We start from the raw sequence: 16,641 nt of genomic DNA on the forward strand, positions 1-16,641 counted from the left end.
TGAAATGAACGAAAATGACCGCATCCGCACGGCGTCACACATGCCGCAGCGCATCGACGATCGACAGCCGCGCCGCGTGCCGCGACGGCAGCCACGCGGACAGCCCGGCCACGCATGCGAGCCCCGCGAACGTGACCGCGATGGTTCGCCACTCGCCCCACACGCGCACCGTGAGCGCGACCGCGTCGATGCGCGCGGGCGGCGTCCAGGCCAGCCCGCTGTGATTGACGGCCGCGGCAATCGCGAGCGCCGCCAGCACGCCGAGCGATGCGCCGGCCACGCCGAGCAGCGCGCCCTCGCAGACGAACAGCGCCTGAATGCCGCCGCGCCGCATGCCCATCGCGCGCAGCGTGCCGATTTCGACCGTGCGCTCGATGATCGCGGTGCTCATCGTGTTGCTGATCACGAACAGTACGATCGCGCTGATCAGCACGAACACGAAGCCGAAGATCACCGAGAACATCCGGTTGGTCTGGTCGTAGAACGGGTTCAGCGTCGCGAAATCGACGACGTCGAGCGGCTGGCCGTCGAAGCCGCCGCGCAGCAGCTGCTCGATGCGCGCGCGCGCCGCCGGCAGATCGGCCGTGCGCGCGAGCTGGATCTCGAGCGCGGTCGCGCGCGGCTCGGCGCCGCCGTATACGAGCCGCTGCGCCTGCGGCAGGCGCACCGCGAGATACACGTCGTCGAGCTCCTTCACGCCCTGCTGCTCGGCCTTCACGACCGAGAAGCGGCCGACGTTCGGCGCGCCGCCCGCGCTCGCGGTCAGCACCTCGATGTGGGTCACGCCGTCGCCGGCCGGCTGCGAGCCGGCCTCGCCCTGCGCGAGCGCGAGCACGTCGGCCGGCGCACTCGCGTCCGGGCCGGCGGCGGCGGGCGCGGCCGGCCCCGGCGGCGCATCGCGGCAGTCCGCCACGTGCAGCGGCCCGCACAGATGCAGCACGCGCGCGACGCCGAGACCGACCACCGCCGCATCGTCGGCACTGCCGCGCAACGCGAACGCGCGCGGGCGCAGCGGAAAACCGTAGGCGTTCCACTGCTGCATCCGGTACTGGTCGTCGGGAATCGCGCCGAATCCCATCACGGTGCGCGACACGCCGGCCGCGAAATTGCCGGCGATGCCGCCGAACTGCAGCGTCGGCGTGACGACCTGCAGCAGCGGCGCGAGCTGCGGGTCGCGCCGCAGGAGGTCGATCAGCGCCGCATAGCGGCGGATCCCGTACGCGGCCGGATCGCCCGTGCCGTACAGGTAATAGCCCTGCCGCTGGATCTGCAGATGGCCGCTGCGCTGCACGAAGTCGGTTTGCAGCCCGAGCGTGATGTCGCGGCTGAAGCCGCCGAACAGCAGGATCGCACTGACGCCGACGATCATCGCGAGCAGCGTGGTCAGCGAGCGCCGGCGGTTGCGCTGCAGGTTGCGCAGCGCGAGCATCAGCGTATGGATCATCGGCACACCTCCTGCGCCGCCGTGCCGTCGCCGGCCCGTTCCCGGCCGACGATGCGGCCGTCGAGAATCCGGATCACCTCGTCGGCGACGCTCACCACCTGCGGATCGTGCGACGACACGATGAACGACACGTCGCGCTCGCGCTGGATCGTGCGCATCAGCGCGATGATCGCGTGGCCGGTGGCGCTGTCGAGGTTCGCGGTGGGTTCGTCCGCCAGCACCATCGCGGGCTCGGCGGCCAGCGCCCGCGCGATCGCGACGCGCTGGCGCTGGCCGCCCGACAGCTGGCTCGGCCGGTGCCGTCCCTTGTCGGCCAGCCCGACCGCGTCGAGCAGGTCGCGCACGCGCGCCGCGCGCCGCGCCGGCGCCCAGCCCGCCATCAGCAGCGGGTACTCGACGTTCTCGTACGCGGACAGCACCGGCAGCAGGTTGAAGGTCTGGAACACGTGGCCGACATGGCGCGCGCGGAAATCGGACAACGCATCGTCGGACAACGACGCGGTATCGTGGCCCGCGATCGTCACGCGCCCGCTGTCGGGACGGTCGATGCAGCCGATCATGTTCAGCAGCGTCGTCTTGCCGCTGCCCGACGGGCCGCTCAACACGGTGAAGCGCCCGGCCTCGAGCGTCGCCGACACGTCGGCGAGCCCGGTCACGCGCACGCTGTCGAGCAGGTAGGTCTTCGACAGGTGTTCGACGTTCACGAGGCTCATGACGCACCTCCCGCGCGCACGGGCGCCGCCGGGGCCGCCGGGGCCGCCGGCGCGGCGCGCGCATCGGTGCCGGCCGCGCCCGGCACGGCCGGCAGGCCGCGTATCAGCCGCCGCAACTGCAGCCGGTAGGCGAAATGCTCGACCTCGATCACGTGCCGCGGCGTGCGATGGAACGCGATGCCGCCGCTCCAGTCGGACCGTCCGCGCCGGATCAGCCGGTCGACGTGCGCGGCCTTGCGCGGCGCCGCGTCGCGCGCATGCAGATAGCGCGCGAGCAGCTGCGCCTGGTAGTCCATCAGCGGCCAGTTGCCGGTCGACGTCTGGAACAGACCGATGAAGAACAGGTCGCGATGCTGCGCATCGAACATGTTGAGGTACAGCGACGGCTGCTGCTTGTGCCATTGCAGATGCGCCTGGTCGATGAACGGAAAGCTCGGTTGATAGCCGGTCGCGTAGACGATCACGTCGACCGACTCCTCGCGGCCGTCGGCGAACACGACGCGATCGCCCTTCAGTTCGCGCACGTCGGGCCGCGCATCGAGATCGCCGTGGCCGAGGTGGTAGAACAGCGTCGAGTTGATGATGAAATGCGATTCGAACAGCTTGTGGTCGGGCTTGCGCAGCCCGTAGTCCTCCGGCTGCCCGGCCGTCGTCAGCCGCAGCAGCCGCTCGCCGAAGAAGCGGCGCGCCCACAAAGGCATGCGCAGCCGCAGCGGCCATTCGGCCCACTGGTCGGCCGGTATCCCGAACAGGAATTTCGGCCAGTAGTAGTAACCGCGCCGCGTGCTGTGGAACACCGCGCGCGCATGGTGGGACGCCTCGACCGCGATGTCGCAGCCCGAATTGCCCGCGCCGACCACGAGCACGCGGCGGTCGCGAAAGATCTCCGGCGTGCGGTATTGCGACGAATGCAGCTGCAGCCCGTCGAAGCGGCCCGGATAGTCCGGCAGTTGCGGATGCGACAGATGCCCGTTGCAGACGATCACGCCGCGGTAGGTGCGCACTTCGCCGCGATCCAGCTCGACGCGCCACCCCGAGCCGCCGTCGGCCGGCGCGATCTCGAGCACCGAGCGGCCGAACTCGATCCGCTCGTACACGCCGAAGCGCCGCGCGTACGCACGCAGGTACGCGAGCGCCTGGTCGCCGCGCGCATACGTCGGGTAGTCGTCGGGAATCGGAAAGTCGGTGTATTCCGAAAACCGCTTCGAGCTGATCATGTGAATCGAGCGATACACCGCGCCGCTCGGCCGGCCGTAGTACCAGTTGCCGCCGACGTCGTCCTCGCGCTCGATCACGTCGAAGCCGATCCCGGCCGCGAGCAGGTTCTTCGCGGCGGTGATTCCCGCCGCGCCCGCGCCGATGATGCAGTACCGCGCGCCGTCGTTGCGCTCCGTCATGGTGGATCTCCCCTTTCCGTTCAAAGAACCGGCGCGGCCGCCGCCCGCGTGCCGGTCGCGCCGGCCAGCCGCGCATCGCGCAGATCGGCGATCGATGCGCCGCCGCGATCGGCGATCGCGAAGCGGCCGTCCGGATAGCGCAGCAGCAATTCGGCGTCGGCGGCGCACGCGGCGCCGAATGCGATGCCGCCAATGCGCCACGTGCGCGGCGGCTCGCCGTCTGCGGGCCACGCGCCGAGCAGCACGCGCAACACGTTCTCCAGATGATTGACCGGCAGCCATACCTGCGGGCACGGCGCCGCGTCGCGCGCGTCGCCGTCGCCCGGCGCGCGCCACAACGCATCGGCGTCGGCGGCCCTGACCTGCGCGATGCCGCCGCGCCAGTCCGCGTCGGGCAGCAGGTCGCCGCGCCAGATCGCGCACACGGCCGGCCGGACCGCGTCGTCCTGTCCGTCGTGCGGCAGCGGCACGGTCGTCCCCGCGGGCGGATGACCGCGGTACACGAACGTCGCATCGAGTAGCACGCGGCCGGCGAGCGACGCGCACCGCACCGTCACGTGCCAGCCGTCGCCGGCCGTACGGCCGGTCACGTCGGTGTCGAGCGCGAGATCGCCGTGCGCATCGAGCGCGTCGGCGAGCGCATCGAGCGCGATCGTCACGTCGGCGGCTTCATGCAGGTAGGCGCGCTCGCCGTCGGGCGGCGCAACCCAGTCGGCCACGACGCGCGCGTGCTCGAGCAGCAGCGACGCGGGCACCGCCGCGCGGCCGCCGAAGCGGAATGCGCGCGTATAGGGCGCGTTGGCCGCGCGATAGCGCGTCGAGAAAAACGCGAACGGCCGGAATCGCCGCGGCTCGCCCGCGTGGTGCCGGCGCGTCGCGAGTTCGCCGAGATTCGGCAAGCCGTCGACCGCATCGAAGCCGCGAAGCTGGATCGGCGTCAACGCACGGCCGACGGCGCCCATGTACATCGGTTCGCCGTCGCCGTCGCCGGGGGCCGCGGGCAGCGTGGGCGGCGCGAGCTCCGCCAGCCAGTGCCGAACGCCGTCGGCGATGCGCATCGGCGTCACATAGCGCCGCGTGACGGCGAGGTTCGTGATCATGCCGACGCCGTCCCACGTCGGCCACACGAGCGTTTTCACCGCGCGCCCGGGCGCATCGCGGCGCGCCCACCAGCCGAGCCGCGCGAGCGCCTCGTTCGCGGCCGCGTAGTCGGTCTCGCCCGTCATGCCGCCCCAGCGGCCGGTCAGCGAGCCGACGTTGACGAAGCAGTCGACACGCGGCCGCTCGCGCACGGCCGCGTACAGATTCATGAAGCCGAGCACCTTCACGCGCGCGGTACCGACGAATTCGTCCGCGGACTTGCGCGGCAACCGCACCGGCTGGTCGATGCCGGCGTTGTGGATCACGCCACGCAGCCGCGCGCCGAAGGCGTCGCACAACGCGCGCACGGCGTTCGCATCGGTCACGTCGCATACCGCGTAGCGTACCGGCAGGCCGAGCGCGGCCGCGGCGTCGAGCGACGCCTTCAGCTCGCGGCGCCGTTCGAGTTGCTGCAGCGTGTGCCGGATCGCCTTGGGCGGCCGCTCCGGCGTCGCCTGGCGCAGCAGGTCGAGCCCGTAGCGCCTGAAGCCCGCATCGTCGAGCGCGAGCCACGGCTCGTCGCCGGCCGGCGGCGCTTCGCGACCGGTGACGATCACCGTGCAGCGATACTGCTTCGCGATCTCGCAGGCGGCCAGGAACCCGATACCGCGTGCGCCGCCCGAGAACAGCACGACATCGTCGGGCCCCCAGTCGGGCGCCGCTTGCGCCGGCAGGTCGTCGCGGGTCGCGACGAGCGTGTGGCGGCGCCCGTCGCGATGACCGACCTCGAAGCGCCCCCAGCGATACAGCTCGCGTGCGATCAACCCGTCGACGCGGCCAGTTTCGTCCGGCGCGATGTCCAGCACGCGCACGTTGCAGTTCGGCAATTCCTGCGGCAGCGTCTTCGCGAGCCCCGCCCACAATCCGCCGAGCGGCTGGACGAGCGTGTCGTCGCCGTATCCCATCAGTCCATCCAGCCAGGTCACGGCGAGATAGAACAGCCGCGACGTCGCTTCCTCCTGCACCCAGTCGCCGTAACACGCCTGCAGCAACGCGACCGTGCGGCGCAGCGGCGCTTCCCACTGATCGCGCACGTCGAGCGAGAACGGTGCCTCGACGCCGAGATCGACGATCCCGTCGAACGGACCCGACTGGGCGACGAACGCGTTCGCGGCCGCCGCCGGATCGACGCCGTCGGCGGGGGCGAACACCGCGGGCTTCGCGCAGGCGCGTGCGAGCGCCGCCACCACGCGCTCGGCCGTGCGGCCGAGGCCGTTGACGATCGCGATCCGCTTGCCGCTCAGTTCGGCCGCCGGCCGTTCGGGCAGCGGTTCGATCTCGACCGGCCGCCACGTGAAGCGGTGGGTCGGTGCGCCGTCCACGTCTGCTTCGACGTCCATGCCGCGCCGGGCTTCGGGTGCCATCGCGTCGCGTTGCAGAAACGCCCACACGTCGGGCGGCAGCGTCGGCCCGGCAGCAGGCGCGGGCGCGGCCGGCGCCGTCACGCTTGCCGCCCGCTCGCCGCCGGCCGTCGTTGCCGGCGCACCGGTGAACGGACACGCCGTGCCGCGCGAAGCCGGCACCTGCACGTCGCGCCCGGCAGGCGCCGCGCTCGTGCGTTCGCGCGATCTCGGCCGGGCGACCAGCTGAATGCCGTCACGCGGGCGCAGCGAAATCGTCGCGCCCGTGTCGAGCGAACGACCGGGCACCGCGCTCAGATCGACGTGCTGCGCGACTACCGCGATCAGCACGCGGATCTGCAGCAGCGCGGTCTGATAACCGATGCACTTGCGCATCCCGCCGCCGAACGGAAAGTACGCGTACTTGTGCCGCGTCGGCGCGTGCGATCCGAAGTTCTCCGGATCGAATGCGTCAGGGTTGGCCCACAGTGCCGGATGACGATGCGTGACGTACGGCGACATGAATACCGACGAACCGGCCGGCACGTGATAGCCGCCGATCTCGTCGTCGTCGACCAGGTCGCGCGTGAAGCCCCAGATCGGCGGATAGAGCCGCAGGATCTCGTCGACGGTCTGCACCAGATACGGCAGGCGCGCAATGTCGTCTGCCGTGGGCGCGCGACCGCCGAGCACCGCATCGAGCTCCTCGCGCAGCCGCCGCAGCACGTCCGGATGCTGCGCGAGCGCATAGAGCCCCCACGCCATCCCGCTGCCGGTCGTTTCGTGGCCGGCCAGGAACACCGTCATCACCTCGTCGTGCACCTCGCGCTCGGTCAGCGGCGCGCCCGTGTCGGGGTCGCGCGCGGCGAGCAGCAGCGCGATCACGTCGCTCGTGTCGCAGCGTCCCGCGCGATGCTCCGCGACGATCGCATCGACGATCGTGTCGATCCCGCGGCGCGCGCGTGCGATCCGGCGGTTGAACGGCGTCGGCATCCAGCGCGGCACGAAATCGTTCATGTTGCCCTGCGGCATCATCGCCTCGATGCCGAAGCGCACCGCCGGCCCGACCTCGTCCGCGTGCCGCGAGATGTCCGCGTTGAACAGCATCAACCCGAGCATGCGCAGGCTCACGCGCATCATCTCCTCGACGGCATCGAACGGCGCGTGCGCGGGCCGCTTCAGCCAGCGCTCGACGAGCGCGAGCGCCGCGTCGCCGACGGCGGCCGTATGCGCTTCCACCTGCTTGCGGTGAAAGAGCGGCTGCACGACGCGCCGGTGACGCCGCCAGAACTCGCCGTCCGTCGTCAGCAGTCCGTCGCCGAAGAACATCTTGAAGTTGTCGTAGAAGCGGCCGCGCACGTAGTTGCGGTGATTGTCCTGAAGCACGTGCTGGACGCCGTCCGGATGCGCGAGCGCATGCGTGAGAAACGGGCCCAGCCGGTTGCGGGCGATGTCGCCGTACTGCTGCTGCAGCTTCAGCAGCATCGTGACGGGATTGCGCTTGTATTCCGCGAGATTGCCCATCACGACGCTGCCGCGCGGGCCGGGCGCGAGACGCTTCGTGCTCATGCCGACACCTGTTCGGAAGCCGCGGGCGCGGCGAGCCGCGCATCGATCTCGCCGCGCGTGGCGAACGCGCCGGTCACGCGGTGCACGTAGCCGGTCACGATGCCCGTCACGTCGCGCATCTGCATCACGATGCGGCCGTCCGGGCGCACCGCGACGAACCGGTTGCCGCTGCTCGCCGGCCCTTCGAGCGCGAAGGCGCGCGGCGTCACGCGCAGCGCGATCGACGCATGGCGTGCCGCCAGCTCGCAGTCGTTGCCGGCTTCGTACAGGTCGATGCGGCCGATCGACATCGGCGCCGCGAGCGGGATGTAGTCGCCGGCGACATGATCGAGCGCCGCCACGCGTGCAAGACCGTCGAGCAGGATGCTCGGCACCACGAAGCGCGAGAACACCGGATCGCCGTCCGGCACGTTCAGCCGGAAGCGCGCCTGCTTGCCCGTTTCGCTCATGCCGGTGTCGGTCGTCGACACGAACATGCCGGTCAGTCTCACCGGCGCCGCGTCGAAGTGATACGGATCGGCGACGGGCACAAACGTCCCGCCCGGCGGTTCGCTCCACACCGGTGCCGGCGCGTAGGCCGCAGCCAGGCGCACGGTGATCTCGAAGTGCGGCTTGTCGCGCACGAGCACCTGGCCGCCGGGCGCCAGCACATCGCCGGAGATCCGCACGTGCACGAGCACGGCGTCGCCGTCGCGCGCGGCGATGCGCGCGTGGATGCGCTTCGCGCTCGGCCGCTTCGCATCGTAGACGCGCAGGAAGTGCAGGAACGCCGCGTCCGCGAATCCGACGACCTTGAGCCCCGGCACGAGCCGCAGCGCGGCCTCGGCGGCCACTTCGGGCACGAACGTGCCCGGCAGCGTCGGAAAACCGTTGACGACGTGATGCTGCAGGTACGCATCGCGCTCGAGATCGAACACGCGCTCGAAGCTCACGCTGTCGCCGGTGCGCGCCAGCTCGCGGCCGAGATAGAAATCCGGCTCGCGCGGCGTGGCGACGTGCGGCGCCGCTTCCGCTTCGTCGAGATCGAAGTAGCCGGGCAGGTGCGTCTCGATCGCCCGTCGCTCGGCCTCGCCCAGATGCACGGACATCGCCGCGCGCTCGCCGAGACCGAGCTCGCGCATGAAGTGATGCTGCCCTTCCGCGGTGCGCATGCTCGTGAACAGGCCGCTCTTCTCGAGAAACGCGCGCGTGACCGGATTCGAGCCGAGCCCCACCGAGCGCCACAGCGTCCAGCCAATCGTGAATTCGTCGTGGCCGAGCGTCGCGCGGTGATACGACGCCTGCGTGTTCAGGAAGTCGTTGCCCGACGCGTAGTCGGTTTCGCCGGCCTGGCCCGTCAGGCCGATGAACGACCCGAAGTTGCACCACAGGCGAGGCTGCCGGGCGCCGAACGCGCCGCGCAGGTTCCAGTAGCCGCGCACCTTGATGTCGCGCACCGCGACGAAATCGTCCAGCGACTTCACGAGCACCGATGCGGAACGGTTCAGTCCGGCCGCGTTGACCAGCAGGTCGACGCGCGGTTCGCGTGCGAGAATCGTGTCGATGGCCGTGCGCACGCTGCCGGGGTCCATCACGTCGGCGCGCAGGTACGTCACGCGATGCGCGCCGCAGAAGGCGCGCATCGCCTCGATGTTCATGCACGCCGTGCGCGCGTCGGCACGCCGCTCGAACGCGCGGATGATCGCCGGCAGCGGCTGCTCCGGATGCCGTGCCTTCTGCTGGCGAATGTAATCGGGGCGGGTCTTCGCGAATGCTTCGTCGTCCATCGTGAGCAAGTCCGCGTCGACCTCGTCGAGCGCGCTGCTGCCGATCAGGTACAGCGTCGGGCGCACGTGCGCGGCCAGCGTCTTCATCAGCTCGCCGGTGATCCCGCGTGCGCCGCCGACCGCGACGACGACCGCGTCGGGCCCGAGCGCCAGGCGCTCGTCCGCGCGCAGCTCGCCCGCGTCCTCGATCACGCGCGGCGTGCGGCGACGCCCGCCGCCCAGCGCGACGACCGGCAGCCAGTGACGCGCGCCGCTTTCACGCTCGGCGTCGCGCAGCGCATCGGGCAGCGAGCGGGCATCGGTCAGCACGGCCACCGGGCGCGCTTCCGGCATCTCGATCGCCAGCGCCTTCACGAGACCGGTGTAGAGCCCGGCATCCGGATGCGGCACCTCGCCCGCGAGCGCATCGAGCAGCAGCGCGACGAAGCTGCCGTCGCGCTTGAGTGCCGCATGGCAACGCTTGATCGCGAGGAACGCGAGATCGTGCAGCGCGAGCCGCGCGGGCGCGGCCGGCGCTGCGGTACCCGAGGCGAGCGTGCCGGCATCGAGCGACGTCAGCACGCGCACGTGGCCGATGTCGTCGGGCAGCCCGTCGAGCACGGTTTCGTCGATTCGCTCGATCCAGTGCCAGCCCGGCCGGCTCACCGCGAACGGACGCGTCGACAACACCACGCAGCCGGGGCCAGGATCGGGCTGTGCCGCGAGCGCTTCCGGCAGGTCGGTGACGATCACGCAACGCGGCGCGATGAACGGCGTCGATCGTCCCGCGGGCCGCCACGGCGCATCGCGCCATTCGATCCGGTATCGTGCGACGCCGAGCGGCTCGCCGTCGGCCGCGACGCCGGTCCGGCGCAACGTGCCGGGCAGCAACGTCCCGGGCCCGACGGGTGCGGCAGCCGGCGCCGGCTGCACGGCCTGCACCGGCGCGGCTACAACCGCGGCTTGCGGTTCATGCGGGGCGGCCGCCTGCGCGGCGGCCGGCTCGCAGGCGACGTGCAGCGCATAGCGCGGCCGGTCGCCGCCGCTGTCGCGTGCCAGCGTCACGTCGGGGGTACGCGCAACGATCGCGCGCAGCACGTCGATCGCCGCATCCGCGCCCGCGTACGTGACCGCGCGGCCCGTCGCATCGCACGGCGCGGCCGGCTCGACCGCGGCCCGCGCGTCGCCGCCGCCGACCACCGCGAGCACCGGCAGCCCTTCGGCCTGCGCATGTCGCACGGTCGTCACCGCGAACAGCACGATACCCTCCGCGAGCGGCAGCCCGAATGCCGGACCCACCTCCTCCGCGGCGTTGCCGTTGATCCCGCCGACGATCGCCATGTCGAGCTCGCCGCTGCACAGGAACCGCTCGGCCGCCTCGAACGCGGCGAGCGTCGATGCGTGGCCCGCGTCCACCGTCATGTTCATCCCGTGCAGATCGTGGTAATTGGCGACGCGCGCCGGGATCACGTTCGGCATCATCCCGGGAAACGAGTTTTCGGTGGTCGGCGCGACGAGCCGCTGCGTCGCGTCGCGCAAGCCGTCCAGCAGGCGCTCGGTCGTCGCGCGCTCGTCCGGCCGCGTCGCGTCGAGCACCGCCGCCGCGATGTCGTCGAGATAGCAGCGGCTCGCATACAGCGCCGCGTTACGTGTGGGCCCCATATGTCCCATCACGAGCCCGATCGTGTCCGCATGCTCCTGCCAGAACGTGCCGAGACGTTCGCGCAGATCGTGCGCGGCATCGAGCGCCATCAGCTGGCAGCGATCGAGCGCGCGCAACACGGCCGGCGGCATCTTCACGCGCGCGAAGCTCGGCAGCGGATAGCCGATCCCGAAGCTCGCGTCCGGCGCGCGGCCTTCGCCACGCAGCCAGGCCGCGACCTCGGCGTCGCCGTCGAGACCGGGAAACTTCGCGGACCAACCGACGATCGCCAGCGGTTCGCGCTTGAAGCGGCCGCTCGCGCCGCCGGCGGGCAGATCGGCGCGGTACTCCGACACGATCAGGTGGCCGTTCGTGCCGCCGAAGCCGAACCCGGACACCGCCGCGACGCGCGCCGAATCGCGCCGGACCGGCCACGCCACCGGCGCCACCGGGATCCGCAGGCTCGTGCCGCCGAGTTCGAATTCCGGCGGCGGTTCGCTGAAGCGATGCTGGGGCGGGATGACCTCGTGGCGCAAGCCGAGCAGCACCTGGATCACCGATACGACGCCCGCCGCCCAGCCCGTATGCCCGACCAGCGACTTGTTGGAGGTCACCTGCACCGGGCGATCGCGCCGGATCGCGTCGCGCAGGCTCTGGAATTCGGCGAGATCGCCGGCCGGCGTGCCGGTGGCATGCGCCACGACCCAGTCGACGTCGGCGGGCACCGTCGCGGTGCGCGCATACGCGCGGTCGATCGCGATGCGCTGGCCGGCCGAATTCGGCGCGTAGATCGCCTTGCCTTTCCCGTCCGACGACGAGCCGAACGACTTCAGCACGCCGAGAATGCGGTCGCCGTCCGCGCGCGCGCGCGCCAGGCGCTTCAGGATCACGACGCCCGCGCCGTCCGCGAACAGTACGCCGTCGCAGTTGCGATCGAGCGGCCGCACCTCGCCGCTGCGCGACAGCCCGTGCAGCTTCGAAAACAGGATCGAGCCGCGCGGTGCGAGCGCGAACGCACCGCCGCACGCGACCACGTCCTGCTTGCCGAGCAGCAGCGCCTTGATCCCGAGATCGATCGAATACAGCGACGACGAACACGCGGTGTCGACCATCATGTATTCCGCATCGTCCGGCAGCACGCCCTTCATCGCGTTCAGACCGACACGGTGCGGGAAGAACGACGCAAGATCGCCCGCGCCGCGCGCATAGCGCGCGCTCAGCACCGCATCGATCGCGGCCACGCGGCGCGCGCGCTCGGCCGCGTCGACGCCGGCGTCGGCCAGCACCGCGTTCAGGCGCTCGCGCGCGGCGGCCAGCACCATGCCTTCCTCGAGATGCTGGCTGCCGTCCGCCGTGTAGCCGACCAGAAACGCGACACGATCGGCGTCGCGCAGCGTCACGCCGTCGAGCGCCTGGCACAGTGCGTGGCGCAGCCACAGCGTCGTGAGTTCGCGCGGCGCGGTGCCGGCGTCGAGCTCGGCGCGCACCGTCGAGCACGGCTCGAACTGTTCGATGAAGACCGAGCGCGACTGGTAGCTCTTGTCTTCCGCCGACGTATCCGGCGAGTAGAACGAGCGGTAGTCCCACCGATCCGGCGGCACGTTGCCGAACAGCTCGGGACCGTCCAGCAGCGCCCGCCAGAATGCGTCCGGATCGCTTGCGCCGGGCAATGCGAGACCCATGCCGACCACGGCGATGTCGTCGCTGTCCGGTGCGTCGTCGGCAGCGGCGGCCGTACGGGCAGCCGGTTGCGCGACGGCCGCGCCCGCATCCTGCCCGGCGGTCGCCCAGTCCGCGCGCGGCGACAATCCCTCGCTGCACAGCGACAACCCGCCATCCGCGACGACCACCTGTCCGGTAATCCAGCGCGCGGCATCCGACGCGAGAAACACGACGAGATCGGCAAGATCCTCCGCGCGCGCGAGCCGCTTCAGCGGGGTCGCCGCGATGCTCGATCGCTTCGTGTTCTCCGGGTCCGGAAACTGCGCGGCGACGTCGCCGTCGATCAGCGTCGACGATGCGCCGTTCACCCGGATCTGGCGCCCCGCGTACTCGACCGCGAGATAGCGCGTCAGCGATTCGAGTGCCGCCTTCGCGGTGCCGACGACGAGATAGTTCGCGGGCACGAGCGTCGCGCCCACCGACGACACGTTGACGATCGCGCCGCCGCCCGAGCGCGCCATCAGCGCCGCGGCACGGCGCGCGCACCAGAACGCGCCTTTCAGGTTGGTGTCGAGCGCGCGATCGAAATGCTCGGCGCCGATCTCGTCGACGCCGAGCAGCGCGCCGGACGCCGCATTGTTGACGAGCACGTCGAGGCGGCCGTAGCGCCGTTCGATCTCGTCGAACATCCGGTCGACCTGCGCCTGCTGCGCGACCGACGCTCGGATCACGTCGACGGTCGCGCCGAGCGCGCGCAGTTCCTCGGCCGTCTCCTTCGACGCGTCGAGCGAATGGAAGAAATTCAGGATCACGTGCGCGCCCTGCTCGGCGAAACGCCTGCAGATCGCCTTGCCCACGTTTTTCGCACCGCCCGTCACGAGAACGAGCTTGCCGCGCATGCTGGTATTCGACATGGATCGCCTGCCTATCGAGAACTTGTGATTACGGGCAGGGCCCCCCCTGCCGACCAACGTTTCGGCGCGCGGCCGTCAGGCGAGCGCCTTTCCCTGGTTTTCGTAGACGAAATCGACGATCTGCCCCATCGCCTTGAAGTCGCCGCTGCGGAAATTCGCGGGCAGCGGCGGCAACGCATAGCGCGCCGTGATGCGCTGGATGATCTCGGTCTGCTTGACCGAGTCGATACCGAGTTCGGCTTCGAGCTCGATCGATTCGGAGAACACCTCGGCCGGATATTCCATCGCCTGCGCGTAGATATCGACAAGCTCCGAGAACAGCCGCTCGCGCGGCACGTGCGCGGGCCGCGCCGCGGCAACCGCCGCGGGCGCCCCCTCACTCGGCGGCGCCGGAACCGGCGCCAGCGCCGCTCCACCCACTGCCGCGAGGCGCGGCGCGGGCGCGAGAATCGGGTCCGGCTGCGGCGCGAGTGGCGTCGCCGTCGGTGCGGTGCCTGCCGGCACCGTGCCCGCCGCGTCGAACGCGTGACGCAGTTCGCCCTTGAGCCAGTCGACGATGTGCGGTCCGCGCGCTTGCCAGAACGCGTCGAAGCCGGAGCCGGCGTTGCCGATGCGAATATCGTCCTTCATGATGCTGTCCTCCTGGAAATAACGGGTGATCGTCGTGACGACGCTCGATTCCTCTGCCACGCTCGTCGGGCCGCCGAACGTCCTGACCGCGCCCGGCCCGGCGATGCGCACGACGATGCGCGCCAGCGCATTGAGCGCGCCGCACTCGACGTAGCGGGCGATGCCGTCCGCGCGCGCGGCGCGAATCGCGTCCGCGAAGCGCACCGGCATCACGAAATGCGACGCGAGCCGCATGCCGGGATCGTCGGCGCCGCTATAGCGGCGGCCGAGGATCGGCGAATACACCGGAATCGCGAGTGCGCCGGGTCGATAGGCGGCAAGCCGCGCGGCGAACTGCGCGCGCGCGCCGGCCAGGTCGGGGTGATGAAAGCCATACGGAGACCGGAGCGTCTGTGCGGTCACGCCGCGCGCCGCGCAGGCCGCGACGAAACCTTCCAGCGCGTCGCGCGGGCCGGACACGACGGTCTGCGACGCGTGGTTCTCGACCGCGATGCAGACGTTGCGCACCCCGTGCGTGATCGCGCTCGCGTCGATCAGCGCGAGTGTCGCGTCGGCGCCGGCCGAAATCGCGGCCATCATGCCGTCGGCCGGCGCCGCGGCCTGCAACGACGCAATCCGGTCGCACACGATGCGCGCGCCCTGCTCGATCGAATACACGCCGCCGCACACCAGCGCCGCGATTTCGCCGAAGCTGTGTCCGATCAGCAGGTCGGGGACGACGCCGCGTTCGCGCAGCACGCCGAACATCCCGACCGATGCGCCGAAGATCCCGAGCTGCAACAAGTCGGGCGCCTCGCGCAGCCACGTATCGAGCCCCGCATCGTCGCGCCACAGCGCGCCGGTCAGCGGCTGGCCGAGCCGCTCGCTCGCGACCGCGTCGATCGCGTCGAGCGTCTGCCGCACGCCGCGGTGTTCTCGCCCGAGTTGCCGCAACGCGCCCGCATAGAACGCCCCTTGTCCCGGGAACAGGAACGCGCAGCCGCACGCTTGCGCGTCGCCCACGTTCGGCCCGGTACCGTTCAACTCGCGTCGTTCCATAATCCCAACCTCCCAAGGCTCTCGGCCAGCTTCAGTCTCGCGGTCCGCCACCTCGACACCGCGAGCACGCGCTGCCGGCGCGCATCCGCGAGCGCCGACTGCGCATTCAGCAGTTCCGTGAACGTGCCGACCCCGGCCTTGTAGCGGCCGCGGGCGATGTCGAGCGAATGCAGCGCGGTGTCGAGCAGATGCTGCGAGTTGTCGAGGTTCGTCGTGTCGGTTTGCAAGCTCTGGTAGCTCTTCCACACGTCGAGCGACACCTTGAGTTCGGTACTGCGCACATCGGCTTCCTGCGCGTCGGCCTGCGCCTTCGCCTGCGCGATGCGATACCCGGATGCGAATCCCTCGAACAGCGGAATCGAAACCTGGATGCCGATCGAGTTGCTGTGACTGCTCTGCAACTGGAACAGCGACGGCTGCTGCTGGTACGACGGGTTGTTGCGCGAGAGGCTGCCCATCAGCGAAATCGTCGGCAGCGACTGGGCGCGCACCGCGCGGATCTGGTCGCGCGCCGCTTCGAGCCGCTCGCGGGCGGCGATCAGTTTCGGGTGATCGCGCTTCGCTTCGGCGATCAGGTTCGCGACGCCGCGCGTGAAATCGTCGCGATCGGGCGACGGTTCCGCGTCGGCGATCCGCAGCGGCGTGTCGGCGTCCGCGCCGAGCGTCGTCGCGAGCGTGCCGATCGCGTTCTGCAGGTCGCCCTCCGCGCTCACGCGGTCGAGCAGCGCCTTGCGATAGGTCGTCTGCGCCTGCAACGCGTCGCCGAGCGTGCCGGCGCCGCCGTCGTGCCGCGCGCTTGCTTCGGCCAGGCTCTCCTGCGCCGCATGTTCGACCGCCTGGGCGGCCTCGAGCGCCGCCTGCGCATCGCGCAGCGCATAAAACGCCTGCGCCGCGTCGAAGAAGACGCTCTGCAACGCGTCGTCGTGCGCCGCGTTGGCCGCGCGCAGCAACGCGCGCGCACGGTCGAGGTTCGCGCCGCGCTTGCCGAAATCGAACAGCACCCAGCTCAGGTTGAGCATGCCGTAACGGCTGGTGCTGCGCTGATCGCCGGAGAATCCGCCCGTATAGGTCGTGTTCACGTTGTCGCGCTGGATCCCGGCCGTCGCGTTCAGCGTCGGCAGGTACGCGGCCTTCGACACGCCGACCTCGGCCGTCGCCGCGCGTGCATCCGCCCACGTGCGGCTCAGTTGCGGATGGGAGCAGATCGCGAGCAGGATCGCGTCCTCCAGGGCGAGCGGCCGGTCGTCGAGGCGCCGTGCGCCGCACGCGGTGGCCGATGCCATCGACCCGGCCTGCGTCGCCGCGACGTCGTCGCGCGTGCGATAGACGTCGAGCATCTGCGCGCTCGCGGGCAGCGCGGCGGCCAGCGCAACGGCGGTCAGCACGACGGCGAATGATCGCTTCATC

7 protein-coding genes are annotated in these 16,641 nt (G+C 71.1%); all 7 read right to left on the minus strand.

Going from position 1 to position 16,641, the window contains the following annotated elements; all coding sequences use genetic code 11:
- Positions 1-34 precede the first annotated feature (34 nt).
- A complete protein-coding gene (locus WJ12_RS16530; protein WP_059561359.1) occupies positions 35-1,441 on the minus strand; it encodes an ABC transporter permease in 1,407 nt (468 codons plus the stop codon).
- Complete coding sequence (locus tag WJ12_RS16535) at positions 1,441-2,157, minus strand: ABC transporter ATP-binding protein (protein WP_034190064.1); 717 nt, start codon at positions 2,155-2,157, stop codon at positions 1,441-1,443. Before WJ12_RS16535 ends, WJ12_RS16530 begins: the two co-directional genes overlap by 1 nt.
- Positions 2,154-3,554 carry a flavin-containing monooxygenase gene (locus tag WJ12_RS16540; protein ID WP_059561063.1) on the minus strand — a complete coding sequence of 467 codons (1,401 nt, stop codon included), beginning with the start codon at positions 3,552-3,554 and terminating at the stop codon, positions 2,154-2,156. The genes WJ12_RS16535 and WJ12_RS16540 overlap by 4 nt, the downstream gene beginning before the upstream one ends.
- A 20-nt stretch (positions 3,555-3,574) precedes the next feature.
- The gene (locus WJ12_RS16545) at positions 3,575-7,603 is read right to left on the minus strand and encodes a cytochrome P450 (RefSeq protein WP_059561065.1); all 4,029 of its coding nucleotides are present in this window, start codon (positions 7,601-7,603) and stop codon (positions 3,575-3,577) included.
- Positions 7,600-13,566, minus strand: coding sequence for an SDR family oxidoreductase (locus WJ12_RS16550; RefSeq protein WP_059561068.1), 5,967 nt, complete (start codon positions 13,564-13,566; stop codon positions 7,600-7,602). Before WJ12_RS16550 ends, WJ12_RS16545 begins: the two co-directional genes overlap by 4 nt.
- A 75-nt stretch (positions 13,567-13,641) precedes the next feature.
- Positions 13,642-15,234, minus strand: a complete 1,593-nt coding sequence (locus WJ12_RS16555; RefSeq protein ID WP_082744757.1) for an acyltransferase domain-containing protein — start codon at positions 15,232-15,234, stop codon at positions 13,642-13,644.
- Complete coding sequence (locus WJ12_RS16560; RefSeq protein WP_404824187.1) at positions 15,216-16,640, minus strand: TolC family protein; 1,425 nt, start codon at positions 16,638-16,640, stop codon at positions 15,216-15,218. Before WJ12_RS16560 ends, WJ12_RS16555 begins: the two co-directional genes overlap by 19 nt.
- Between the last annotated feature and the right edge of the window lies 1 nt (position 16,641).

The organism is Burkholderia seminalis (genome assembly GCF_001718535.1).
Lineage (GTDB): Bacteria > Pseudomonadota > Gammaproteobacteria > Burkholderiales > Burkholderiaceae > Burkholderia > Burkholderia seminalis.

What these genes read in the sequence shown, in the direction of transcription:
- WJ12_RS16555 (WP_082744757.1), bottom strand. Translation starts at nt 15,234, where the DNA reads ATGGAACGACGCGAGTTGAACGGTACCGGGCCGAACGTGGGCGACGCG.
- WJ12_RS16550 (WP_059561068.1), bottom strand. Translation starts at nt 13,566, where the DNA reads ATGTCGAATACCAGCATGCGCGGCAAGCTCGTTCTCGTGACGGGCGGT.
- WJ12_RS16545 (WP_059561065.1), bottom strand. Translation starts at nt 7,603, where the DNA reads ATGAGCACGAAGCGTCTCGCGCCCGGCCCGCGCGGCAGCGTCGTGATG.
- WJ12_RS16535 (WP_034190064.1), bottom strand. Translation starts at nt 2,157, where the DNA reads ATGAGCCTCGTGAACGTCGAACACCTGTCGAAGACCTACCTGCTCGAC.
- WJ12_RS16540 (WP_059561063.1), bottom strand. Translation starts at nt 3,554, where the DNA reads ATGACGGAGCGCAACGACGGCGCGCGGTACTGCATCATCGGCGCGGGC.
- WJ12_RS16560 (WP_404824187.1), bottom strand. Translation starts at nt 16,640, where the DNA reads ATGAAGCGATCATTCGCCGTCGTGCTGACCGCCGTTGCGCTGGCCGCC.